Source organism: Cupriavidus sp. LA-1 (genome assembly GCF_055385985.1).
The window spans coordinates 432874-456523 of record NZ_AP031388.1 but is presented as its reverse complement, the minus strand read 5'-3'; the positions used below and the strand labels follow the sequence as shown (position 1 = coordinate 456523).

Sequence of the window (23650 nt, the reverse complement as noted above, 5' to 3'; positions counted from 1 at the left end):
AGGAGACAGGGCAATGCATGACAAGACAGTCCGCATAGGCGGTGCGTCAGGCTTCTGGGGCGACAGCAGCGTGGGCGCGCCGCAACTGGTGCGCCATGGCGAAATCGACTACCTGGTATTCGACTACCTGGCGGAGCTGACCATGTCGGTACTGGCCGCGGCGCGGCTGCGCAAGCCGGAACTTGGCTATGCCACCGACTTCGTGACGGTGACGATGAAGAGTCTGTTGCGGGAGATCGTCGAGCGCAATATCCGTGTGGTCAGCAACGCCGGCGGCATCAATCCGCAAGGCTGCGCGCAGGCGCTGGCGGCGATTGCCGCCGAGCAGGGCATCGACGTGCGCATCGCCGTGGTGGAGGGCGACGATGTCATGCCGATGGTGGCATCGCTGCGCCAGGCAGGCATCGTGGACATGCAGAAGGGACTGCCGCTGCCGGACAAGCTGGTCAGTGCCAATGCCTATCTTGGCGCGCTGCCGGTCTGCCAGGCGCTGGACCAGGGCGCGCAGATCGTCATTACGGGCCGCTGCGTGGACAGCGCCGTGACCCTGGGCGTGCTGATGCATGAGTTCGGCTGGCGCACGGACGACTATGACCGACTGGCGCAGGGCAGCCTGGCCGGCCATATCATCGAGTGCGGCTGCCAGGCGACTGGCGGGCTGCATACCGACTGGGAGCAGGTGCCCGACTGGCCGAACATCGGCTATCCGGTGGTCGAGTGCCGGGCCGACGGCAGCTTCCTGGTGGGCAAGCCGCCTGCCACGGGCGGGCTGGTCAGCACGGCCACGGTGGGCGAGCAAGTGCTGTATGAGATCGGCGACCCCGCAGCTTACCTGTTGCCGGACGTGACCTGCGATTTCACGCAGGTGGCGCTGCGCCAGGCCGGGCCGGACCTGGTCGAGGTGCGCGGCGCGCGGGGGCGAGCCCCGGGCAACTGCTACAAGGTCAGTGCCACCTATATGGACGGTTTCCGGTGCAACGCCCAGCTGACCATCGTCGGTATCGATGCCGTGGCCAAGGCAGAGCGCACGGCCGAGGCGATCCTGGCCCGCACGCGCAGGCTTTTTGCGGAAAGCGGCTGGGGCGACTACACCCGGACCCGGGTGGAAGTGCTGGGTGCTGAATCCTGCTTCGGGCCGCATGCCGCCGCGCGCCATACCCGCGAGGCAATCATGCGGCTGGCGGTCATGCATCCCGAGAAGGCGGCGCTGGAACTGTTTGCGCGCGAAATCGCCGCAGCCGGCACGAGCTGGTCGCCGGGGACCACGGGATCAGGCGGCGGCAGGGCCAGTCCATCGCCGTCGATCCGGCAATATGCCTTCCTGCTCGACAAGGCGGTGCTGGCGCCCACGGTGGTGATGGACGGCGCGCGGACTGCCGTTGCCCTCCCGGCGGCGCACACGGCGACGGATGAAACCAGGCCGCAGGAGCCGGCCTCCGGCACCGTCCCGGCTGGCGGCGACAGCATTGAAGTCCCGCTGATCCGGCTGGCCTACGGGCGCAGCGGCGACAAGGGCGATATCTCCAATATCGGCCTGATCGCGCGTCGGCCGGAATACGTTCCTGTGTTGCGCGCGGAAATCACGACCGACCGGGTGGCTGACTGGCTGAGTCACCTGGTGAAGGGGCCCGTGACACGCTATGACCTGCCGGGCTTTGACGCGATGAACTTCGTTTGCGAATCAGCCCTTGACGGCGGCGGCATGGCGTCGCTGCGCAATGACCCGCTTGGCAAGGGGATGGCGCAGATCCTGCTGGCGATGCCTGTGCGCGTGCCGCGGAGCCTGCTGTCATGACCCGCGCCACGGCGAATATCGCCGCCAATGACGGCATTGCGCTCCCCGACGACAACGCCGGCGGCGTCACCCGCTACCGGCAACTGGCCAGCGTGCTGCGCCACAAGATTGTCGCCGGCGAATATCCGGTCGGGCATCAGCTGCCCACGGTCGAGCACCTGGCGCAGGCGTATGGCCTTGCCAAGGTCACGGTGCGGCAGGCCTTTGCCTTGCTGACCGAGGAAGGACTGATCAGCAGCCAGCGCGGGCGGGGCACGCACGTCATCATGACGCCATCCGGACCGGGTGAAGGCATGCGCTCGGCCATCAATGATGTCTCGGTCGGCGCCAGCGACCTTGAAATCCGCATCCTGGAAAAGCGCAAGGGTGCAAGCCTGCCGCCCGGGCTTGCCACCTGCGGCGTGCTCATGGAGCGCTACGTGATGCTGCGCAAGCTGCATGTGCATGACGGGATGCCGTTCTGCCTGATCGAGTTGTATGTGGCCGAGCCTGTGTTCGCCAGGTTCCCGCGCGGTGGCGAAAAGTATCACAAGATTGCCCATCTGCTGCGGGAGCAACTGGGGGACCGGCTTGGCATGATGCGCCAGACCATGACCGTGGAGCCGGCCGACGCCATGCTGGCGCGCGATCTGGACTATGCCTTTGCGGCGCCGGTAGCCCGCATCGTCCGCACGACGCTGGATGTCGATGGCAACGTGCTCACGGCGGGCCGCTTCTGGTATCGCGGCGACCGCTTCATCCTCGACGTGGAAATGCCTGCTCAGCTGACCGAGCGCTACCCCGAACTGGCCATACCGAAAGCTGCCGCCCGGGAAGAGGGATGAGACCACCCATGACATTGCAATGCGTACGACTCGCCGCGAATGTGCCCGCCTATTCCCCGCCTATTCCCCGGCGAACCATACCGATGGGGTGACCCCCGACCCCTGTCGGCACACGAACAATCAACAGATGCCCAAGGCACGAGGAGACAACCATGATTCATGCATGCATGCGCAAGAGGGCCATCGGACTGCTGTTGCCGCTGGCTGCTGCCACGGCAGCTATCGGCACGGCGCAGGCCGCGGACGCCGGCCAATACCCTGAAAAGGCGGTCCGCGTCATCGTGCCGTTTCCCGCGGGCAGCGGCACCGACAGCAGCGCGCGCTTTGTCGGCGAGCAGATCACCGCGCAGACGGGCAAGCCCGTGGTGGTGGACAACCGCCCTGGCGCCAATGGCTTCATTGCCGCCAAGGCTGTCGCCAGCGCAAGCGGCGACGGCTACACCATGCTGGTGACGACCAACACCACGCATGCCGCCAATGCGTCCTTGTTCAAGAAGCTGCCCTATGACCCGATCAAGGATTTCGCGCCGGCATCGCTGATCGTCAAGAGCGGGCTGGTGCTGGTGGTGCCGGCCGACAGTCCTGTACACACGCTGGCGGACCTGACGGCGCTGGCCAAGGCCAGGCAGGGGGCGCTCACGTTTGCCAGCGGCAGTTCATCCACCCGTATCGCCAGTGAACTCTACAAGATGCTGGCCGGCGTGCGGGCGCTCGATGTGCCATACAAGGGGGTGCCGCTGGCGCTCACCGACCTGATGGGACACCAGGTCGACTTCATGATCAGCGATATCTCGCCAGCCATGTCGCTGATCCAGGGTGGCAAACTGCGTGCCATCGCGGTGACCACCGCGCAGCGCAATCCGGTACTGAAGGATGTTCCGACGATGGCGGAGAGCGGCCTGCCAGGCTATGAGATGGTGGCGTGGGCGGCAGCCTTCTTCCCGGCCGGGACGCCAAAGCCCGTGGTGGACCGCATGAGCGAATTGATGCGCAAGGGGCTGACCGGTCCGGCGGCCACCGACTACTTTGCCCGCAGCGGGGGGCAGCCTGCGCCGTCCACGCCCGAGGAACTGGCGGCCTTTGTACGCAGCGAAACCCTGAAATGGGCCAAGGTGATCAAGGCTGCGGGAATCGAGCCTGAGTGAGGGCGACGGCGAGGTCCTGTTGCCCGGGGAAGCGGAGGTGCGCAAGCCGCGCGGTAGGGGGAGCTTGCGGTATCGAACACTGAAGCAGCCGCCCGCGCTTTCAACACGGGCGGGCCGCCGTAGCGTTCAGCTACCCCGATACGTCCCGAAGCTCCACGGCGAACACAGCAACGGCACATGGTAGTGCTGCGCCGCGTCCGCGACGGTGAAGCGCACGGGCACGATGTCCGCGAACACATCGGGGGTGCGGAAGTAGTCCGCCACCCAGAAGCGCAATTCAAACTCGCCGGTGCGCGCCTGCGCCGGCGCCAGCATCGGCGCGTCGGTGCGGCCGTCGCTGTTGGTGCGGGCGCGCGCGATCAGCCGGGGCGGCTGGGTGGCGACGTCGAACAGTTCCACCTGCATGCCGGCCACGGGGCGGCCCAGGGATACGTCGAGCACATGGGTGCTGATGCCTGCCATGATGGGTGTCTCCGGATAGGGCCGCGGTCTCAGCTGCCGCGGTAGTAGTTGTAGCTCCACGGCCCGAACAGCACGGGCAGGTGGATGCGCTGGCTGGCGTCGGTGACGCGCAGCCGCAGCGGGATCTTCGACAGGAACGGCGGCTGCGGCAGGTTGGTCTTGCGCGCGGCGAAGTACTCGTCCGCATGCAGGATCAGTTCGTAGGTGCCGGTGCGGTAGCTGTCGCCGATCAGCAGCGGCGGCTCGCTGCGGCCGTTGGCGGCCAGCGTGATGGTCTGCAGCGGCGTGCGCTGGTCATTGTCGATGCGGAACATGTCCACGCGCATGCCGGCCGCGGGCGTGCCGTGGTAGGTGTCCAGCGCGTGCATCGTCAGGCGCGGGCTCAGGCCGCCTTGCTGCACTGGCGCGGCGGTCTGGTTGGGGGCCACGGCGTCAGGCGTGGCGCCCCAGCTGGCGCCGGCCAGCAGCGCACCGCCGCCCAGCGTCATCGATTGCAGCGCGAAGCGCCGGCGGGCGGGATCGAAAGACTGGTCGTCCATGTCAGGCTCCTTGCTTGGCTTGCTTGCCGGCCAGCTGGCGGATACCGACCAGCACCAGCACCGCGGCCAGCACTTCGATCACCGCCACCAGGTACAGGCCGGAGGTGAGCTTGCCGGTGGTGTTCTTGATCAGGCCCATCACATAAGGGGCGCCAAAGCCGGCCAGGTTGGCGACCGAGTTGATCAGGGCCACGCCCACCGCGGCGGCGCTGCCGGCCAGGTAGCGGTTCGGCAACTGCCAGAACACGGGGATGGCGCTCATGGTGCCGACCAGGGCGGCGGTCATGGCCAGCAGCGCGATCACCGGCGACAGCACCTGCGCGCCCAGCAGCACGGCCAGCAGGGCCATGGCACCGCCGCCGACCAGCGCCGCGCCGCTGAAGTGCCAGCGCACTTCGTCGCGGCGGTCGGAATGCGCGCCGTTGAGGATCATGCCGGCGGCGCCGCACAGGTAGGCCACGGCAGCGATCCAGCCCACCGCCATCGGGGTGGTGAAGCCCACATCCTTGATGATGGTCGGAATCCAGAAGGTCAGCGTCGAGTTGGCGCACAGCAGGCAGAAGAAGATCGCAATCAGCAGCCACACCTTGGGGTTGGTGAAGAGCGTGCGCCAGTCGTGGCCGCGCTCGCCCAGGGCGGCGTTGTCGCGCTTGAGGGCCTCCTGCACCACGCGCTTCTCGGCATCGGAAAGCCAGCGTGCCTGCTCGGGCTTGTCGGTCATGTAGAACCAGGCAAAGACGCCGGCCAGCACCGACGGGATGCCTTCCACGATGAACAGCCACTGCCAGCCATGCATGCCGTTGACGCCGGCCATGCGGGTCATGATCCAGCCGGCCAGCGGGCCGCCCAGCACGCCGGCGATGGCCGACGCGGACATGAAGGTGCCGAAGGCACGCGCGCGCCGCTGCGACGGGTACCAGTAGGTCAGGTACAGGATCACACCCGGGTAGAAGCCGGCTTCGAACGCCCCCAGCAGGAAGCGCAGGACGTAGAACTGCGTGGGCGTGGTGACATAGGTCTGCAGCATGCAGATCACGCCCCAGCAGATGGTGATGCGCATGATCGTCTTCTTGGCGCCGATCTTCTGCAGCAGCATGTTCGACGGCACTTCGAAGAAGAAGTAGCCGAGGAAGAAGATGCCGGCACCCAGCCCGTACACGGCCTCGCTGAAGCCCAGCGAATCCAGCATCTGCAGCTTGGCGAAGCCGATGTTCACACGGTCCAGCCAGGCCAGCACCCACAGCACCCCGAGGAAGGGCAGCAGGCGCCAGGTAACCTTGCGGTAGACGCTGTCCTCGGCGTCGTCGGCGGTGCCGGCAAATACCGGGACGCCTTGCTTTGTGATCGACATGATGTCTCCTGTCTTGTGGTGTTCTGCCAGGTCTTGCCTGGCGGCGGTGCATGCCGACCGCCGGGTTGGGAGCAAGTATATGAATGGCTCGCCAATGCGAAACGAGGGGGCTGGTATAGGGCCCATAGCAGCACCGATATGGGCCGCAATCCTTTGTCTGGCGCGGGTTTGCGGGCGGAGAGGGCGGGCTTCGGCGGACCTATGGATTACCCTAGCCAGGCCGTTTTCCGGCGGGGCTGCACGCGGACCGGGTGCGCTTGTCCGGGTTCCACCGGTTGCCGTGCGGTGCGCGACACGCTACAAAGTCGCCATTGCCTGGCACGCCACTGCCGCACGGAGCGGCGGCAGCCACACCGGCCAGGCCTTCCAGATTCCTGCCACGGACCCAATATGATTCGCGCCGACGACCCGTTCGATACCTACCTGCTGCGCGTGCTGTGCATCCTGATCGCCGAGCAGAGCGTGTCGCGCACGGCAATCCGCCTGAACCAGTCGCAGCCGGCCATCAGCGCCGCGCTCAAGCGCCTGCGCGCGATCTTCAACGACCCGCTGCTCACGCGCGAGAAGAACGTGATGGTGCCGACCGAGCGCGCGCTGCAACTGGCGCGCAATGCCCAGGCGGCGCTGAGCGCGCTGGACAACCTGCTGGTCTCGGACGACCGCTTCGATCCCGCCACCAGCGAGCAGAGCTTCGTGGTGGCGATGCCGGACTACCTGGCGCCGCCGTTCTTTGCGCACGTGGTGCGCGCGATGCGGCGCGCGGCGCCGCACGCGCGGCTGTCGGCGCTGCCGCTGGGGGCCACTTTCGATTATGAGCAGGCCCTGTCGGCGGGTTCGGTCGATATCGTGATCGGCAACTGGCCCAACCCGCCCGAGCACCTGCACCTGTCGGTGCTGCTGGAAGACGAGGTGGTGTGCGTGGTGGCGCAGGACAGCTTGCATGCGCAGCCCGGCAAGTTCACCGCCCAGGCCTATCTGGGCGCGTCGCATATTGTGCCGACGCCGTATTCGCGCGACCAGCGCGGTCTGGTCGATGCCGGCCTGAGCACCATGCGCGTGCACCGGGACAACCGCGTCAGCTGTCCCTACTTCAACCTGGCGCCCAGCCTGATTCCCGGCACCGACCTGATCCTGACCACGGCGCGCCACTTCGCCAACTACCATGCGCAGCATGTGCCGCTTGCCGTGCTGGAGCCGCCAATCGAATTCCCGTTCATGCGCTTCTACCAGCTGTGGCATCCGTCGCGCCACCGCTCGGCCGCGCATGTCTGGCTGCGTGGCATGCTGACTGCCGCTTCGCAGGAGCTGCGCGATTTGCGCGATATGCGTCGCTAGATCCCAGGGAAAGGCTTAAGCCCCCTGCTGACCCAGTGCAGCAGTGGTGAGAGCCACCTGCATTGCAATCAGTCGCCTCAGGTCCTTGCCGTCCATCGCGACAAGCTTGAACCCTCGCATGGCAGACATCAGCGTGCGAGCGACATCGGTGGCCGTGGCCTTTAGCCCGGATGCTTCGACCGCGTTGTTGAGCAGGTCGGCCAGGTATGTCTGCAGATTGCCGTACGCCTGCTCCAGAGCCGGCATGTGGCTGTCCAATGCAAGCAAGTCCTGCGCATCGGGGTTGGCCTTGACCTGTTCGTAGGGCCTGGCGATGCACAACTCCAGAACGTGCATGAGCTTGCGCTCCAGGGGCCAGTCCTCCTTCAGCGTCGACTGGATGGTCTTGAGCAGGTTGTCGCTCATCCATTCCACGACCGCCTGGAAAACCTCCTCCTTTCTGCAGTAGACGAGGTACAACGCCGGGCGCGACATCCCGGCAGCCTTCGCGAGGTCCCCCATCGTCGTGCGGGCAAAGCCATAGCGGAAGAACACGTCGTAAGCGGCCTGGATGACCTGGAGTTGTTTGTCAGTGTGCATGGCGCCATTCTGACGTTGGAATGGAAAATGTCAAATCGTCATTGACATCTTGTCGAAAAATGTCATACTGACATCCGACGTCAGAATGTCAGGGTTGCCATCCGGAGGGTGACTCAGGCGTCCCAACCGCGACTGGTGGGGCGCTCCGGCAAGCGGCGCCGCCCGGAACCAAATAGCGCGAGCAAGGGCCTGCGGCCCCTTCAACGTTCAGTGAGACATCCATGATCATTCCTTCCCGACCCGCCAAAGGGCTGCGGCTCGAGCGCATGGAGGCGTCGTTGCAGTATCGCGATGGCGCCTTTGTGAACACCTATGCGTCTACGGCTATCGAGACGGCCCCGGCTCCGTCCATGGTCGCAACCCTGGCAGAGCTCCTGTTGCAGGGAAAGGGCCGCCGGCCGGATCGGCCGCTTCCCATGTGGGACCCTCGTCCTGTCTGGGCGCGGGCAGCTGATACTGGACTCCGCGCTACGTGGCTGGGCCACTCCACGGTGTTGCTGGAGATGGACGGCCGTCGTGTGCTCACCGACCCTGTGTGGGCGCAGAGGGCGTCGCCATTCACCTTCTTAGGGCCCAAGCGGTTTCAGCCGGTACCGGTCGACATCGCCGCATTGCCTCCTGTGGATGTCGTGCTCATCTCGCACGACCACTACGACCACCTGGACCGCGCGAGCGTACTGGCACTCGCGGCGCAGGGCGCGAAGTTCGTGACGTCGCTTGGCGTCGGGCTCCATCTGGAGGCCTGGGGCGTGCCGCACGAGCGCATCACCGAGCTCGACTGGTGGGAGGCGACTGAGGTGGTTGACGGTCTGACCATCACGGCGGCCCCCGCACACCACTTCTCCGGACGTGGGCTAGGAGACGGAAACGCGACGCTCTGGTCTTCATTTGCGTTGCGCAGCAACCGCTGCAGCGTCTTTTTCAGCGGAGATTCGGGTCTCTCGGACGCGTTCGCGGACATCGGGCAACGCCTGGGTCAGTTCGACCTGGTGATGATGGAGGTCGGAGCCTTTCATCCGTCGTGGGGCAGGGTGCATCTTGGCCCGGAGAACGCGCTCAGGGCCTGGGCTGCCATTGGTAGCGGCCGTCTGCTCCCCATCCACTGGGGCACGTTCGACCTGGCCACACATGCCTGGGACGAACCGGCGGAAGTGCTGCTGATGAATGTCCCGCATGGCCGTCTGGTGATGCCTTGCCTGGGGCAGCCCGTGGAGCCGGCGCGCGCGGAGGATGTGACACCCTGGTGGCGCAGCCTGGCATGGGGCCGGCAGGACTGGATGAGCAACGCGCCGCCAGTTCTGTCGCATCTGGAGTGAGGGCGCCGAGGCCAAAGCGTTGGCAACGCCATTCGAAGACAGTATTGAGCACCTCCCTGGTGGCATCGGCGTGGTATCGGTTTCTGTTATGCGATCTATAGGGCGCGGGCTCTCGCCGCTGCGGCGGGCCGTTCCTATACTCGGCCCCGTATCCAACGATTCCCCATGCGCGGGATCCCTACGGGAGCAGCATCCATGTCTCAACCACTCGACCTGGCGTCGGTCAACGCCCTCGACGAAGCGGCGTTTGCCGATGCCTTCGGCAGCGTGTTCGAACACTTTCCGCAGGCCGCCGAGGGCGCCTGGGCGCAGCGGCCGTTCGCGTCGGCAGCGGCGCTGCACGGCGCCATGATGGACGTGGTGCGCAAGCTCGACGAGCCGCGCCAGCACGATTTCCTGAACCTGCACCCGCAGCTGTCGGCACGCAATATCCGCGCGGGCACGATGACGGCCGATTCCAACGCCGAGCAGAAGAGCGCCGGCCTGGATGCGATGTCGGCGCAGCAGGAAGCCGCGCTGGACCAGCTCAACGCGGACTACCAGGCGCGCCATGGCTTCCCGTTCATCATCTGCGTGCGGCACTACACCCGCGAAGGTATCTTCGCCGCGTTCGAGCGCCGCATCGGCCGCAGCACGCCGCAGGAACTGGACGAAGCGCTGGCACAGATCGCGGCGATCACGCGGGGACGGCTGACGGCACGCCTGGCCGGTTGAGTCCGGCGCTTATCCAAGAGCTTCAAATGCCAGCGCCAGCACGCCCACCAGGATGAGGCTGGCCGCCCAGACCGCTTCCAGGTTGAACCAGCTCCGCGACACGAACCTCAGCCCCAGGTAGCGGTAAGCCAGCCATGCCATGCCGCCGCCCACGGCGAACATCGCCAGCGTGTGGATGAAGGCGACGACCAGCGCCATGCCCAGGTTGGCGCCGGCGAGCGTGGCGGCCGCGTAGTGTCCTGGCTCCGTCCCGACACGGCAGAGCCCGAGATAGACCGGCACCAGCATCAGCCCCGCGCCATGCGCGATCGCCACCGCGAACGACCATAACGCGAGCCGCGACGGCGCGATGCGCACCAGTGCGCGCGGGTGGCCCCGCCTGAGCAGCAGCACGATGCCGCAACCGATCAGCAGCACGCTGGCGCCGATGCGGATCTGCGCCTGCCAGGCGACCAGGGCAGCCAGCATGCCGAAGGGCAGCGTCACGGCCAGTACCGCCAGCGCATGCCCGACAGCCAGATACCCCAGCGCCGCAACGAGGGCCCGGCCGCTGTGCGCCAGCAACCCGTTCGAAACCGCCAGCGGCCACCCCATGGCCGGGTTGATGCCGTGATAGAGGCCGCTGGCCAGCACCGCTGACCAGAGGCCGAACTGTTCCCAGGCGTGACCGGTCAAGCCTTGACCGACGGATAGCAAAACGAATCGGTCGAGCAGTCGCCGCCTTCCAGCCGGATCTGGTGGGCGCGGTAGCCTTGCGGAAACTCGACCCAGTAGTCGTCGGCCAGCGTCAGCCCGCCGTCCGGTCCGGCATGCGCCATGACCTGCGTGCCGGGGATGCCGTCGGGATAGAACTGGTTGTCCCAGCTGGAGTAGAGCGAATTGGTCCAGTAGACGCGCTTACCGTCGCGGCTGATCTCGACCATCTGCGGGCCGCCGGTGAAGGGCTTGCCGTTGGGATGCGGCGTGCGGCGGACGATGCCGCCGATATGGACCGAGCCGGCGAGCCTGAGGTTGCGCGGATCGCTCACGTCGTACTGCCGCATCTCGCCGGTGCCCCAGCAGGACACGTAGAGAAACTTGTCGTCGAGGGACAGATCGATATCGGTCACCAGCGGCGGCACGGCGCCGAAGCCTTGCAGCAGCGGCGGCAGCAGGCTTGCGTCAGCGGGTTCGGGCGGGATGGTTGCCGTCTTCTCGGCGTGGAACTTGCCGCCTTCGCGCCACCAGGTCCAGATCGAACCTTCCAGGTTGGTGGTATCGACCACCACGCCGACGAAGCCGTATTCGCGGATCGGGTCGTGCGCAGGCCTGACTTCCAGCGCCATCTGGTGGTTGGCACCCAGGTCGATGGTCTGCACGTTGCGCCGCGCGCGCAGATCCCAGAAATGCAGCTTGTGGCCGTAGCGGTTGCCCAGCAGGTCCTCGGGTACCAGCCCGTTCTCGAATTGCGGCGGCAGGGCCCATTCGCTGGACACCATGTAGTCGCGCGGCAGGTTCCACCAGAAGTCGTAATGCTTCTCCTGCTCGCCGCGGTCGATCTCCCAACGGCCCAGCACGTCGAAGGTCTCGCAGTCCATGATGAAGATGCCGGGGGTGCCGTCGGTGCCGTCAGGGCCGCTGCCGCCGAGCGTGCTGACATAGATGCCTTCCGGACCGCAATGCACAGTATGGGGCCGCGAGTAGCCGGTCTTGCGGAAGATCTCGTCCGGCTCGATGATCTTGTGGATGCGTGCCTGGGTCGGATGCGGCTTGGTGTCGACGATATACAGGCGCGATGACCGCATGCCCGGGATGATCAGGTAGCGCCGTTCGAGAAAGGCATGGCCGGTCAGCGGCGACAACGACGACGAGCACGCATTCCAGCCGAAGTGATGCAGCTCGTCGCCCTTGTTGGTCATCGGCACGGTATGCACGACCTGGCTGTAGGTCGGCGAGCCGGGCTTGGCGTCGATCACCGCGAGCGCGTCCGGCTGCGAGGCGTCGGGGCTGAGCAGCACCGTATAAGCAAAGGATTCCGCTGGCGCGCTGATCGCAAGTTCCGGCGAGGCGTGAAACGTCGGATCTGGCCGCATATTCATGGGGAGCCCTCCTGTTTCTGCTGGACGTCGCGACATCGCCGGTGCATCACTTGGCGCTGTGATGTCCGAGTGCACCGCAAGCCTACTTAGCCTAGGTCGTTCTCAAACCTGAGTCAAAGCCGCAAGCACTCCGGCAGGGCGGGGATTCATGCGCGCAAAAGGTCCGGTTTGCGAAATACAGATTTACGAAAAGCAGTAAATCGCGCAGAAATGATGCCTTCGGTTCGCACCCGCGCGACGCCGGCATGCGAGCAATGACGAGTGAAATGGAAGCCAAGCAATGGAAGCGGTGAAACCTGAAGGCGAGGGTGAGGAATACTGCCTGGACAATCCGGCACTGGAGAGCATCGGTGTCAGGATCACCCAGTGGCGCGACGACTATGTAGAACTTGAACTGCCGCTCGCGCCCAATATGCTCAACCGCAGCCGGGTGGTGCATGGCGGCACGATCTGCACCTTGCTCGACGCCGCCACCGGCTACGCGGGCCTTTACTCGGCACCGGGCGAGGCCCCGCGCCATGCGGTCACGCTGTCGCTGACCTCGAACTTCCTGAGCAACGGCACGGGGAAGCTGCTGACGGCAAAAGGCATGGTCGACCGCCGCGGGCGTTCGATCTTCTTTTCGCGCGCAGAGGTGTGGCTGGACGGGGAACTGCTGGTGGCAACGGGTGTTGCCACGATGAAGTACCTGAAGTAGGCGGTCCGTCTCAGGCGCCGTCCTGGCGCCAGCGCGTCGGCGACTTGCCGAACTGTGCCGCGAACCAGCGCGAGAATGCGCTGGATTCCGAAAACCCCAGCAGCGTGGCGACCTGGGTGAGCGGCCGCTGCGGATCCTGCAGGTAGCGTTGTGCAAGCTCGCGGCGCACTTCATTGACCAGCGCCGAGAAGGTTTCGCCATCCTGTTCCAGCTGGCGCTGCAGCGTGCGCGGACTGATGCCCAGGCTCTGCGCGACCTGTTCCACCGCGCCGCGGCCACGCGGCAACAGCTGGTGCAGGCTGCGCCGGACGTCGGCCGCAATCGAAGGCTTGCCGGCGCCCGGCTGCAGGTCCAGGAATCCCCTGGCGTAGCCGGCCAGGCTGGCATCGGCCATGGGATTGATGCGATCCAGGTCGCCGCTGGCGAGCACCAGCCCGTCGAACTCCGAACCGAACTCGATATGTTGCCCGAACAGGCGCCGGTGGATCTGCAGGTCGGCCGGCGCCGCATGGGCGAAGTGCACGCTGTGCGGCTTCCAGGACGCGCCCAGGATGGCGCGGATCAGGCTGTACAAGGCGGCAACGGTCAGTTCCATGGCCTGCCTGCCGGGCTGGTGCCGGCCTGTCTGCAACGTCACATGCAGCACCGCGATATCGGGATACTCGGTCACCAGGATCGAGACGGAGTCGCTGAGCCAGTGGCGGTAGCGCTCGATCTCCGCCAGCGCGTGGCGCAGCGTGGGCTGGTGCTGCAGCAGCAGGCTGACCGGGCCGAAGTCGGCCAGGCGCCATGATTCCCCCACCATCAGGCCAAGCGAATGGCAGGCCGTCACCCGCGCCGATGCCTCCAGCACGTCGGCCAGGCGCGCTTCCGGGATGCGCAGTTCCGGGGTGTAGAGGCAGGCCTGGTCCAGGCCTGCCTGGGCAACCATGCGCACCGGATCCAGGCCCGCGCCCCGGGCAATCGCCAGGTATTTGGTCAGGGAAGCGCTGCGAACAAGTACGGTCATAAGGCTGCCGCGAGAGTGGGGGGGCGTTGGTCGGGGGCGTCATCAAATGTCAAATCCTGGCGCGATGGGTCAAGGGCGCTGCGCCATGGCGGTCTGACAATCGTTCCCGTCGCGCCAATGATAGCGGCGCGGGCAGGACACGACAATCAGGAGACAGCCTTGGCGAAAGTCATTCGCATGCACGAAACCGGAGGGCCCGAAGTCCTCCGCTATGAGGACGCCGAGGTAGGCGACCCGGGTCCGGGCGAGGTACGGATCCGCCACCTCGCCGTGGGGCTGAACTATGCCGACACCTACTTCCGCAACGGCACCTACCCGGTGCCGCTGCCCAACGGCATGGGCGTGGAGGCAGCCGGCGTGGTGCAGGCGGTCGGGCCCGGCGTGACCCATGTCGCGGAGGGCGATCGCGTCACATATACCGGCTTTATCAACACGCTGGGCGCGTACAGCACGGAGCGCCTGGTGCCCGCCGCACCGTTGATCCGCCTGCCGGAAGCGATCAGCTTCGAGACCGCCGCGGCGATGACCATGCGCGGCCTGACCTCAGCCTACCTGATGCGCCGCATCTACCCGTTCCAGGGCGGCGAAGCCATCCTGCTGCACGCGGCTGCCGGCGGTGTGGGGCTGATCGTCTCGCAATGGGCCAGGCTGCTTGGCCTGACCGTGATCGGCACCGTCTCGACCGAGGCCAAGGCAGAGCTGGCGCGTGCCCATGGCTGCGACCACGTCATCAACTACAGCCATGAGGACGTGGCAAAACGGGTGCGCGAGCTGACCGATGGCGCGGGCGTGTCCGTGGTCTTCGACAGCGTGGGCAAGAGCACCTTCATGGCGTCGCTGGATTCGCTGAAGCGGCGCGGGCTGATGGTCTGCGTGGGCACCGCCTCCGGCACCATCCCGCCGTTTGATCCGCAGCTGCTGGCACGGAAGGGCTCGGTCTACCTGACCCGTCCGGCCCTGGCCGACTACATTGCGGACCCCGTCGAAAAGGCCGAACTGGCCGCCGAGGTGTTCGGCCACGTTGCCGCGGGCCGACTCCGCATCGAAATCAACCAGCGCTATGCGCTGCAGGATGCCGTCCAGGCCCACCGGGACCTGGAGTCACGCAAGACCACCGGGTCTTCGATCTTTGTGCTGTAAAGGAGCGTCAATATGCGAGTCCAATCTCTTACCTGCACCATCGGCGCCGAAGTCCGGGGTGTCAGCCTGGCCGATGCCGCGCGCGACGAAGCGCTGTTTGCCGAGATCAAGTCCCTGCTGCTCACGCACAAGGTGCTGTTCCTGCGCGACCAGGAGATCTCGCGCGCCGACCACGTGGCGTTCGCGCGCCGCTTCGGCGAACTGGAAGACCATCCCGTGGCCGGCAGCGATCCCGACCATCCCGGCCTGGTCCAGATCTATCGCAGCGACAAGCGCGAGAACTACGAGAACAGCTACCACACCGACGGCAGCTGGCGTGAATGCCCGCCCATGGGCTGCGTGCTGCGTTGCATCGAGTCGCCGCCGGTCGGTGGCGACACCATCTGGGTGAACATGGCGGCTGCCTACGAGCACCTGCCCGAGGAAATCAAGCAGCGTATCGCCGGCCTGCGCGCCAAGCACGGCATCGAGCATTCATTCGGCGCGGCGATGAGCCCGGAAAACCGCGCGAAGCTGGCCGCCCAGTACCCCGCGGTCGAGCACCCGGTGGTGCGCACGCATCCGGAAACCGGCGAGAAGGTGCTCTACGTCTGCGGCTTCTCCACGCACTTTGTCAACTTCCACACCCCCGAGAACGTGCGCTACGGGCAGGACAAGACCCCGGGCGCCAGCCACCTGCTCAACTACCTGATCAGCCAGGCGGCGATTCCCGAGTACCAGGTGCGCTTCCGCTGGGAGCCCAACAGCGTCGCCATCTGGGACAACCGCTGCACCCAGCACTATGCAGTGCAGGACTACTGGCCGGCCCCGCGCAAGATGGAGCGCGCGGCCATCATCGGCGACAAGCCGTTCTGAGGCGCGCCAGCCGCCCCCCAGGCCGGGCCTTGCCACGTGCCTTAACAAATGGAGACATGCCGTGAACTACCTCGATGGGTCCTTGTTCCCTGAAAACCAGCAGCCGTTGATCATTACCGCAGCACCGTACGCACCGGGCTGGCTGCCCTCCGATTTCCCGGAGGACATCCCCGTGACGATGGAAGACCAGATCCAGAAGGCCGTGGACTGCTACAACGCCGGCGCGACCGTGCTGCACCTGCATGTGCGCGAACTCGACGGCAAGGGCTCGAAGCGCCTGTCCAAGTTCAACGAGCTGATCGCCGGGGTGCGCAAGGCCGTGCCGGAGATGATCATCCAGGTGGGTGGATCGATCAGCTTTGCGCCGGAAAACGAGGGGGACGCCGCCAAGTGGCTGTCCGACGACACGCGCCACATGCTTGCCGAACTCGACCCCGTTCCGGACCAGGTGACCGTCACGGTGAACACCTCGCAGATGAACGTGACGGAGCATGCGGAACTCGCGGATTTCAAGGGCACCTCGCGTGAAAACCCCGCGATCTTCAACGCGTACAAGGAAATGACGGTTCCCGCCCAGCCTGGCTGGGTCGAAGAACACATTCGCCGCCTTTCCGCCGCCGGCATCCAGAGCGCATTCCAGTGCTACAACATCAACAGCTTCGAATCCGTGGAGCGGCTGATCCGGCGCGGCATCTACAAGGGCCCGCTGGTCATGAACTGGGTGGCAATCAGCGGCGGCATGGATGCGCCCAGCGTCTTCAACCTTTCCAACATTGTTCGTGCCGTCCCCGATGGCGCGGTGCTGACCGTCGAAAGCTCGGTGCGCAACGTGCTGCCTGTCAACATGATGGGGATCGCCCTGGGCCTGCATGTGCGCTGCGGGACCGAGGACTGCCTCTGGAACCAGTCGCGCACGGCCAAGATGAGCACCGTGAAGCAGATTGAGCAGCTGGTGCGCATCGCGGGCGAATTCGGCCGCAAGGTGGCAACGGCCCAGGAAGCGCGCGACATCCAGAAGATCGGCGTGTTCTACGACACGGTCGAGGAGACGCTGGAGGCCAACGGGTTCGCGCCGAACCGCAATGGCGGCAATCAAGGCTTCCTGCGCAAGGCGGCCTGAGCCGGACCGGCTGGCACTGACGATCAGCCAGCAGAAGGGCAAGGGCGGCAAGCCAACGGCTCACGACGAAGCCGGCTGCTGCCCTGATCAACCCTCGCACACTCGGAGACAACAATGAATCAAGCAGAACCGTCGGCGCGCCGCAGGGCGTCGCTGTCATGCATGTTCGGCCTTGCACTGTCGGTTGCGCTGCCGGCAGCGTTGCCATTGACCGCCCATGCCCAGGCGTGGCCGACCAAGGTGGTCAGGATCGTGGTCGGCGGCCCGGCCGGCGGCACCGCCGATATCCTCGGGCGCCTGCTGGCCGAGGGGCTGACGCAGTCGCTGGGCAAGCCGGTGATCGTCGAGCAGAAGCCGGGCGGCGCCGGTGCGATCGCGGTCAGCACGCTGCTTTCCGCACCCCACGACGGGCATACGCTGCTGTTGATCCAGGGTGGCATCGTCTCTGAAACGCCGCTGGCGCAGAAGGTCTCGTTCGATCCCTTCAAGGACCTGAAACCCATCGCCCAGGTGGCCCGCACCGGGCTTGTGCTGGTGGGCAACCCGAAGCTGCCGGCCAAGAACCTTACCGAGCTGCTTGCCTACATCAAGAGCAAGCCAGGGCAGATCGACTATGCCTCGTATGCCACCGGCATGCGCGGGCAGACCATCGGCGTCCAGTTCAACCGCCTCGCGGGCGTGAACATGACCCATGTCGGCTACAAGGGATCGCCGCCCGCGCTGCAGGACGTGATGGGCGGCCACGTGCCGCTGATGTTCGACAGCCTGGCCACGTCGCTGCCGTTGATCAAGACCGGCAAGCTCAAGGCCTATGCCGTGGCTTACCCGAAGCGCATTGCCGCACTGCCGGATGTGCCGACCTTTGCCGAAGTCGGCTACCCGGCGATGACGGAGCCTGGCTGGATGGGCGTGTGGCTGCCGCCTGACGTGCCGGCGGCGGTGCAGGAGAAGATCCGCAATGCCACCCTGGCCATCGTGCAGCAGCCCGGCTACCGTGAGCACATGACCACCATGGGCATGGACACCGGGCAACCGCTCAGCAGCGAGGCGCTGTCCAGGGATGCGCGCGCCGCCTACGAGCGCCAGGCGGAACTGCTGCGGTCGATTCACTTCGTGCCGGAGTAGCCGGAACGGGGAGGGCAGTATACTGCGGGGCTTTCACCGCTTTTACCAAGCCTGCCGAATCATGAGCGCACTCCCTCCCTGCCCGCAATGTCACTCCGAGTTCACCTATGAAGATGGGGGGCTCTATATCTGCCCGGAATGCGCGCATGAATGGTCGGCGCAGGCCTCTGCACCGGCCGAGGCAGAGGCCAGGGTCTATCGCGATGCAGCCGGCAATGTGCTGCAGGACGGCGACACCGTCACCGTCATCAAGGACCTGAAGCTGAAGGGCTCGGCCGGCGTGGTCAAGATGGGTACCAAGGTGAAGAATATTCGCCTGGTCGACAGTGATCACGATATCGATTGCAAGATCGATGGCTTTGGCGCGATGAGCCTGAAGTCGGAGTTTGTCAGGAAGGTGTGACAAGGCCCTTTGTTTTCGCCTGCGCGGGCGGGCGGCTGCGAACATCGGCATCTCGCCAGGCCGCGTAGCCCCTTTGCCCTCCGGGCTGGCCCGATCCCGGTGGCTGAGCGACGAAGAAAGGCGCATGCTGGCGACTGGACTGCATGCGCTGGCGGGCGGACATCAATCCGTCGGCCAGATGGCGCGCCATTCAATGCACGGAGAGAACCTTGGCAACACGGATCCTGCTCGCCGGCTTCCAGCACGAAACCAATACCTTTGCGCCGTCAAAGGCCACCTATGCCAGCTTCGAGCGCGGCGAGGGCTTCCCGGCGATGGTGCGCGGGGCCGACGTGCTGTCGCTGCGCGACGTCAACATTCCCGCCGGCGGCTTCATCGCCGCCGCCGAGCGGCGCGGCTGGGCGCTGGTGCCGGTGATCTGGGCCGGCGCCAGCCCGTCCGCGCACGTGACCGAGGATGCGTTCGAGCGGATTGCCGGTGAGATCGTGGCGGCCACGCGCGCCGGCGGCTTCGACGGGGTCTACCTGGACCTGCATGGCGCGATGGTGGCCGAGCATACCGACGATGGCGAGGGCACCTTGCTTGCACGCATCCGCGCCGCGGTGGGACCAGCGGTGCCGGTGGTCGCGTCGCTGGACCTGCACGCCAACGTCACGCAGTCCATGCTCGATGCCGCCGATGCGATGGTGGCCTATCGCACCTATCCGCACGTGGACATGGCCGAGACCGGCGAGCGGGCCGCGGCATTGCTGCAGCGCTTGCTGGAGGGCAGGGGGCCGCTGCATCACGCGGTGCGCCGGCTGCCCTTCCTGATCCCGATCAACGGCATGTGCACGATGCTGGAGCCGGCCTGCGCCATGTATTCGCTGCTGGCGCAGCGCGAAGGCGGCGCGGTGGTGTCGCTCTCGTTCGCGCCGGGCTTTCCGGCGGCCGACTTCCCGGAATGCGGGCCGGTGATCTGGGGCTACGGGGAAGAGGCCGGCGCGGTCGACGCGGTGGTGCAGGCCTTGTATGACAGGATGCTGGCGGACGAGCCGGCCTGGGAGGTCCCGTTCCTATCGCCCGACGAAGCCGTGCTTGAGGCCATGCGGCTGGCCGAGGGCGCGACGCGCCCGGTGGTCATTGCCGACACCCAGGACAATCCAGGCGCCGGCGGCGATTCGAACACCACCGGCATGCTGCGCGCATTGCTGCGCCACGGCGCGCGGCACGCGGCCATCGGGCTGATCTGGGACCCCGCCGTGGCAGCCGAAGCGCACCGTGCCGGGGTGGGTGCCACCATCGACGTCGCCCTCGGGGGCGTATCCGGGGTGCCCGGCGACGAGCCGCTGCAGGGGCGCTTTGAGGTGCTGAAGCTGTCCGATGGCGTGTGCCGCTACGGCGGGCCGATGATGAACGGCATGCTGGCCGATGTGGGGCCCGTCGCGCTGTTGCGTATCGACGATGTCCTGGTGGTCGTCAGTGCCGGCAAGGCCCAGATGCTGGATCGCAACCTGTTCCGCGTGGGCGGGGTGGAGCCCGAGGCGATGAAGATCCTCGTCAACAAGAGCTCGGTGCACTTCCGCGCCGATTTCCAGGGCATCGCGCACGCCGTGCTGGTGGCCAAGGCGCCCGGCCCGATGACAGCCGATCCGGCGGACCTGCCCTGGACCCGGCTGGCACCCGGCATCCGTCTCAAGCCGATGGGCAAGCCATTCCGGGGCTAGCACCGGCCGGCGGCGGTGCGACCGGGCCGGTCCGGGGTGCCAGCCGTCAGTTGAAGACGTCCTGCCGGTACCTGCCCGCGCTGACCAGCTCCGCCAGCCAGTCCGACACCGCCTCCGGGGTCATGCCCCCTTGCTCCGCGCCGATCTGCAGCAGCACTTGCCTGACCGCGGGTGCCATGTGGCGGCCGTCGCCGCAGACGTAGACGATCGCGCCTTCGTTCAGCCGGGCCCAGACCTCGGCCCGGCGCTGCCACAGCAGGTCCTGCACGTAGCGCGGCTCGCCATCGACGACGGAACAGGCCAGGTGCACCTGCGCCACGCCCTGTGCGCGCCAGCGCTCCACGTCGTCGCGGTACAGCCAGTCGTGCGAGGGGTGGCGGCAACCGTAGTACAGCTGCACCGGGACCACCGCCTGCCCGGCCGCCTGTTGTGCTGCCCGTTCCTCAAGGAAACCGCGGAACGGTGCAATGCCCGTGCCGGGGCCGATCAGGATCATGGGCGTGGCCGGGTCGGCCGCGGGTGCGAAGGCGGGATTGGGGGTGCGGATAGTGCCCGCCACCATGGCGCCGGGCGCCAGGCCTTGCAGCCAGGTGGAAGCCACGCCGCGGAAGAGCCCACGGCCCGACAGCGCCGGGGACCAGACCGTGCCGACGGTGATGGTCGCCACGTCGGGCGAGACCAGCGGCGACGAGGCAATGGAATAGAACCTGGGCCGCATCGGCACGGTGCAGGCCAGCAGGCCGGCCAGGTCAAGTTCGATGGCGGGGAAGCGGTCGAGCACGTCGGCCAGCCCAAGCCGGCGCGATGCCACCTGTGCCGCGTACCCGGCAGCGTCCTCGTCCGAGGCCAGTTGCTGCAGCGCCTGCCGCGTCACCGGGCAGCGTGCATGCTGCGACAGCAGGCGCAAGGTCTGCCGCGACACCACGTCCTGCAGCTCAACGAAATGCGTCAGCAGCTGGCGCACCGACAGCGCTTCGCCCAGCGGCAAGCCGCGCGCGGCCCCGCCAGGTGCGGACAGCGTGACGATGGCGTCCGGGTCGATGTCGATCCGCTCGCACAGGGCGGTGACGGTTTCGGGCTGGTTCTGCGGATAGACGGCCAGGTGGTCGCCCGTAGCGTAGCGCACGCCGTCGGGCAGCTTGAGCCGGATATCGCGCGTGGACGTCCGTGGCGCCTCGCGCGCGAAGTCCCACAGGCCGGCTGGATCGTTCACCAGCTCGGTGTTTGCCAGCACCGTGAAGCCCTGGGTGTTGGCCGGCAGCGTGGACGCGCGGATCTCGGCGACGTCTTTCACCTGCACGCGGACGGACGGCGTGCCGCGGGCCGGGCCGCCCGCGCCGTCACCGGCCTGCAACGCCTGCCAGAGCAGGGCCAGCCAGCGTTCCGCGGCCTGGTCGAAGTCGCCGTTGCCATCGGCCTCGCCGCGCGGCAGCAGCGGCGTGGCGCCGGCCTGGGTGAAGAAGTCATAGACCCGGCGCGGGAAGGCCTGGTAGGTCGGCCACTGCGAGTTGCCGCAGCCCAGCACGGCCACGTGCAAGCCTTGCGCGCGATAGCCACTTGCAGTGCCGCTGTCGAGCAGCGCCTCGAAGCGCCGCGCCGAGTCCGGCGCGCGCCCGTTGTAGGTGGCGGCGATGACGACGGCCAGGCCGGTCGCCGGCAGCGTATCGGCCACCTCGTCGAGATCGCGCAGGGACGCATCAAAGCCCGCTGCCACCGCGCCGGCATGCACCTGCTCGGCCAGTTCGCGCGCGGTGCCCAGGCTGGATCCGCACAGCACGGCAAGCGGCCTGCCGCCGCCCTGCACCGCCGGGCCCGCTTGCGCTGCTTGTGTGGAAGCGGCAACCGGCGCAGCGGCGATCCGCTCATGTGGCCGCCGCCGGCGGGCGCGCACCGTGAGGCCGTCCGGCTTGATCGTCAGCGTCTCCTTGATGCGGAACTGGTAGTCGTGCGCGTCGGTGAACTGGAAATTGCGCAGCATCAGCGCCAGGGCCAGCTTGGCCTCGGTCAGCGCAAACTGGCGGCCGATGCAGGCGCGCTCCCCGTTGCCGAAGGGCATGTAGGCATGGCGCGGCAGCTGTGCCTCCCGCTCCGGCAGGAAGCGGTCGATGTCGAAACGTTCCGGGTCGGTCCACACCTTGGGGTCCCGGTGCAGCGCCGTCAGCACCACCGACAGGCGCCGGTCCTTGCGGATCAGGTAGCGCCCGCCCAGCAGCGTTTCTTCAAACGGCGCCACGGCAAAGGCTGGCGCCGTGGGCCACAGGCGCAGCGTTTCCTTCAGCACACGGTCCAGTACCGGCAGCCGCGCCAGGTCAGCGTAGACCGGTGCCGCGTCACCGGGCAACACGGCATCCACCTCTGCGTAGGCCTGCGCCATCACCCCCGGGTTGCGCAGCAGCTCATACAGCGCGAAGGTAAGCAGCCCGCTGGTGGTTTCGTGGCCCGCAATCAGGAAGGTGATCACCTGGTTGCGGATGTTCTCGTCGTCAAGCCGCTGGTCGGTGTCCGGGTCCCGCGCTTCCAGCATCAGGCCGAGCAGGTCGTTCTTCGTGCCGTGGCCCGGGCCGGCGGCGCCATCCGCGCGCCGCCGGCGGATCACGTCATCGACCAGGTCGCGCATGAAGCGGGTGTCCTGGTCGAACTTGCGGTGTGCCGCGTGCATGAACCGGTCCTGCAGGGCAAAGCGCGTCAGCTTGCCCATTGCCTCTTCCAGCGCCCCGACCATGGCTTCGATAAAGGGATGCAGGTCCGCGCTGGCGAACGATTCAAAGTCGTAGCCGAAGCCGGACAGCGCGATGGTATCGAGCGTCAGCCGGGTCATGTCGTCCGCCACGGCAATATCCGCATCCGGGCCCTGCCGGTCCCATTTGTCGACCAGCCGGTTGGCCACGCGCAGCATGACGTCGAAGTAGCCCTTCATCGCGCGCTGGCTGAACGCCGGCATCAGGATGCGGTGCGCCTTGCCCCAGTTGGCCTCGTCGGAGTGCGCGGTGAACAGGCCGTCGCCGGCCATGCCGCGCAGGTACGACAGCGGCGGTCCGATGTACTTGCGGAAACGCGTTGCGTCGCATACCTCACTGGCAAGTGCCACCGACGTTACGAACGGCACGCGCCGCCCGGCGAAATTCAGCTCGAAGATGCCGTCATGGTGGCGGCTGCGCGCCAGCAGGTGCTGGCCAAGCGCGCCGGGTTTGATCTGCAGCAGGTTGCCCACCAGCGGCAAGCCCGGGTCGACCGGGATCGGTTCACGCGCAGTGCCGGCAGGGGAGAACGATGGCATGTCAGCAGCCGGCTCGGAACTTGACAACTCATTTGGCGGGGGCATGGCGGGGCTGTGTCTCCTGAACGGTTCCCGCACGCGATTTGCCACGTGCGTCCATTTCATTTAACGTAGACATCTGTCTACCGGCGCAAGCGTAGACAACTGTAGACATGGTGTCAACGCAGCGTGTCGGCCAAA

21 protein-coding genes are annotated in these 23650 nt (G+C 66.8%); 13 read left to right on the top strand and 8 right to left on the bottom strand.

The window, feature by feature from the left end; all coding sequences use genetic code 11:
- The first annotated feature begins 13 nt into the window (after positions 1 to 13).
- The 3 genes from ACZ5MJ_RS21145 to ACZ5MJ_RS21135 all read left to right on the top strand — a co-directional run bounded on the left by ACZ5MJ_RS21145 (position 14) and on the right by ACZ5MJ_RS21135 (position 3764).
- Positions 14 to 1795 (top strand): acyclic terpene utilization AtuA family protein, encoded by a 1782-nt coding sequence (locus ACZ5MJ_RS21145; RefSeq protein WP_464225598.1) that lies wholly within the window; start codon positions 14 to 16, stop codon positions 1793 to 1795.
- Positions 1792 to 2619: a GntR family transcriptional regulator gene (locus ACZ5MJ_RS21140; protein WP_464225597.1), complete on the top strand. Its 828-nt coding sequence runs from the start codon at positions 1792 to 1794 to the stop codon at positions 2617 to 2619. Before ACZ5MJ_RS21145 ends, ACZ5MJ_RS21140 begins: the two co-directional genes overlap by 4 nt.
- Before the next feature lie 152 nt (positions 2620 to 2771).
- Positions 2772 to 3764: a Bug family tripartite tricarboxylate transporter substrate binding protein gene (locus tag ACZ5MJ_RS21135; protein ID WP_464225595.1), complete on the top strand. Its 993-nt coding sequence runs from the start codon at positions 2772 to 2774 to the stop codon at positions 3762 to 3764.
- A gap of 126 nt (positions 3765 to 3890) precedes the next feature.
- On the opposite strand, the gene uraH (ACZ5MJ_RS21130) is transcribed toward ACZ5MJ_RS21135, so the two are convergent.
- From uraH (ACZ5MJ_RS21130) to ACZ5MJ_RS21120, 3 genes are read right to left on the bottom strand one after another with little or no spacing between them, the layout of a single operon-like run.
- Positions 3891 to 4226 carry a hydroxyisourate hydrolase gene (gene uraH, locus ACZ5MJ_RS21130; protein ID WP_464225594.1) on the bottom strand — a complete coding sequence of 112 codons (336 nt, stop codon included), beginning with the start codon at positions 4224 to 4226 and terminating at the stop codon, positions 3891 to 3893.
- Positions 4227 to 4255: 29 nt separating this feature from the next.
- Complete coding sequence (gene uraH / locus ACZ5MJ_RS21125) at positions 4256 to 4765, bottom strand: hydroxyisourate hydrolase (RefSeq protein WP_464225593.1); 510 nt, start codon at positions 4763 to 4765, stop codon at positions 4256 to 4258.
- A 1-nt stretch (position 4766) separates the two neighbouring features.
- Positions 4767 to 6116, bottom strand: coding sequence for an MFS transporter (locus ACZ5MJ_RS21120; protein ID WP_464225592.1), 1350 nt, complete (start codon positions 6114 to 6116; stop codon positions 4767 to 4769).
- A 390-nt stretch (positions 6117 to 6506) separates the two neighbouring features.
- Here ACZ5MJ_RS21120 and ACZ5MJ_RS21115 point away from each other — a divergent pair, with 390 nt between their 5' ends.
- A complete protein-coding gene (locus ACZ5MJ_RS21115; RefSeq protein WP_464225591.1) occupies positions 6507 to 7451 on the top strand; it encodes a LysR family transcriptional regulator in 945 nt (314 codons plus the stop codon).
- Between the two features lie 15 nt (positions 7452 to 7466).
- Here the strand turns inward: ACZ5MJ_RS21115 and ACZ5MJ_RS21110 are convergent, their stop codons facing one another.
- Entirely contained in the window at positions 7467 to 8030 is a 564-nt protein-coding gene (locus ACZ5MJ_RS21110; protein ID WP_464225589.1) for a TetR/AcrR family transcriptional regulator, read from the bottom strand.
- 221 nt (positions 8031 to 8251) lie between these two features.
- Here ACZ5MJ_RS21110 and ACZ5MJ_RS21105 point away from each other — a divergent pair, with 221 nt between their 5' ends.
- Together ACZ5MJ_RS21105 and uraD are read left to right on the top strand one after the other, a co-directional pair.
- Positions 8252 to 9346 carry an MBL fold metallo-hydrolase gene (locus ACZ5MJ_RS21105; RefSeq protein WP_464225588.1) on the top strand — a complete coding sequence of 365 codons (1095 nt, stop codon included), beginning with the start codon at positions 8252 to 8254 and terminating at the stop codon, positions 9344 to 9346.
- A gap of 195 nt (positions 9347 to 9541) precedes the next feature.
- Positions 9542 to 10060, top strand: coding sequence for a 2-oxo-4-hydroxy-4-carboxy-5-ureidoimidazoline decarboxylase (uraD, locus tag ACZ5MJ_RS21100; protein WP_464225586.1), 519 nt, complete (start codon positions 9542 to 9544; stop codon positions 10058 to 10060).
- A 9-nt stretch (positions 10061 to 10069) separates the two neighbouring features.
- Here uraD and ACZ5MJ_RS21095 read toward each other — a convergent pair whose 3' ends face one another.
- Together ACZ5MJ_RS21095 and ACZ5MJ_RS21090 are read right to left on the bottom strand one after the other, a co-directional pair.
- A complete protein-coding gene (locus tag ACZ5MJ_RS21095) occupies positions 10070 to 10735 on the bottom strand; it encodes a hypothetical protein (protein WP_464225585.1) in 666 nt (221 codons plus the stop codon).
- The gene (locus ACZ5MJ_RS21090) at positions 10732 to 12138 is read right to left on the bottom strand and encodes a selenium-binding protein SBP56-related protein (RefSeq protein WP_464225583.1); all 1407 of its coding nucleotides are present in this window, start codon (positions 12136 to 12138) and stop codon (positions 10732 to 10734) included. The genes ACZ5MJ_RS21095 and ACZ5MJ_RS21090 overlap by 4 nt, the downstream gene beginning before the upstream one ends.
- A 280-nt stretch (positions 12139 to 12418) precedes the next feature.
- Between ACZ5MJ_RS21090 and ACZ5MJ_RS21085 the strand changes: the two genes are divergently transcribed.
- The gene (locus ACZ5MJ_RS21085) at positions 12419 to 12835 is read left to right on the top strand and encodes a PaaI family thioesterase (protein WP_464225582.1); all 417 of its coding nucleotides are present in this window, start codon (positions 12419 to 12421) and stop codon (positions 12833 to 12835) included.
- A gap of 10 nt (positions 12836 to 12845) precedes the next feature.
- On the opposite strand, the gene ACZ5MJ_RS21080 is transcribed toward ACZ5MJ_RS21085, so the two are convergent.
- The gene (locus tag ACZ5MJ_RS21080; RefSeq protein WP_464225581.1) at positions 12846 to 13844 is read right to left on the bottom strand and encodes an AraC family transcriptional regulator; all 999 of its coding nucleotides are present in this window, start codon (positions 13842 to 13844) and stop codon (positions 12846 to 12848) included.
- 159 nt (positions 13845 to 14003) lie between these two features.
- Here ACZ5MJ_RS21080 and ACZ5MJ_RS21075 point away from each other — a divergent pair, with 159 nt between their 5' ends.
- The 6 genes from ACZ5MJ_RS21075 (at position 14004) to ACZ5MJ_RS21050 (ending at position 20193) form a co-directional block, all read left to right on the top strand.
- Positions 14004 to 14984, top strand: coding sequence for a quinone oxidoreductase family protein (locus ACZ5MJ_RS21075; protein WP_464225580.1), 981 nt, complete (start codon positions 14004 to 14006; stop codon positions 14982 to 14984).
- Positions 14985 to 14996: 12 nt separating this feature from the next.
- The gene (locus ACZ5MJ_RS21070; protein WP_464225579.1) at positions 14997 to 15839 is read left to right on the top strand and encodes a TauD/TfdA dioxygenase family protein; all 843 of its coding nucleotides are present in this window, start codon (positions 14997 to 14999) and stop codon (positions 15837 to 15839) included.
- Between the two features lie 61 nt (positions 15840 to 15900).
- Positions 15901 to 16959 (top strand): beta-keto acid cleavage family enzyme, encoded by a 1059-nt coding sequence (locus tag ACZ5MJ_RS21065; protein WP_464225577.1) that lies wholly within the window; start codon positions 15901 to 15903, stop codon positions 16957 to 16959.
- Positions 16960 to 17073: 114 nt separating this feature from the next.
- Positions 17074 to 18084 (top strand): Bug family tripartite tricarboxylate transporter substrate binding protein, encoded by a 1011-nt coding sequence (locus ACZ5MJ_RS21060; RefSeq protein ID WP_464225576.1) that lies wholly within the window; start codon positions 17074 to 17076, stop codon positions 18082 to 18084.
- A gap of 61 nt (positions 18085 to 18145) precedes the next feature.
- Positions 18146 to 18487, top strand: coding sequence for a zinc ribbon domain-containing protein YjdM (locus ACZ5MJ_RS21055; protein ID WP_464225575.1), 342 nt, complete (start codon positions 18146 to 18148; stop codon positions 18485 to 18487).
- A 209-nt stretch (positions 18488 to 18696) separates the two neighbouring features.
- Positions 18697 to 20193, top strand: coding sequence for a M81 family metallopeptidase (locus tag ACZ5MJ_RS21050; RefSeq protein WP_464225574.1), 1497 nt, complete (start codon positions 18697 to 18699; stop codon positions 20191 to 20193).
- Between the two features lie 46 nt (positions 20194 to 20239).
- Here ACZ5MJ_RS21050 and ACZ5MJ_RS21045 read toward each other — a convergent pair whose 3' ends face one another.
- Positions 20240 to 23515: a bifunctional cytochrome P450/NADPH--P450 reductase gene (locus tag ACZ5MJ_RS21045; protein WP_464225573.1), complete on the bottom strand. Its 3276-nt coding sequence runs from the start codon at positions 23513 to 23515 to the stop codon at positions 20240 to 20242.
- Positions 23516 to 23650 lie beyond the last annotated feature (135 nt).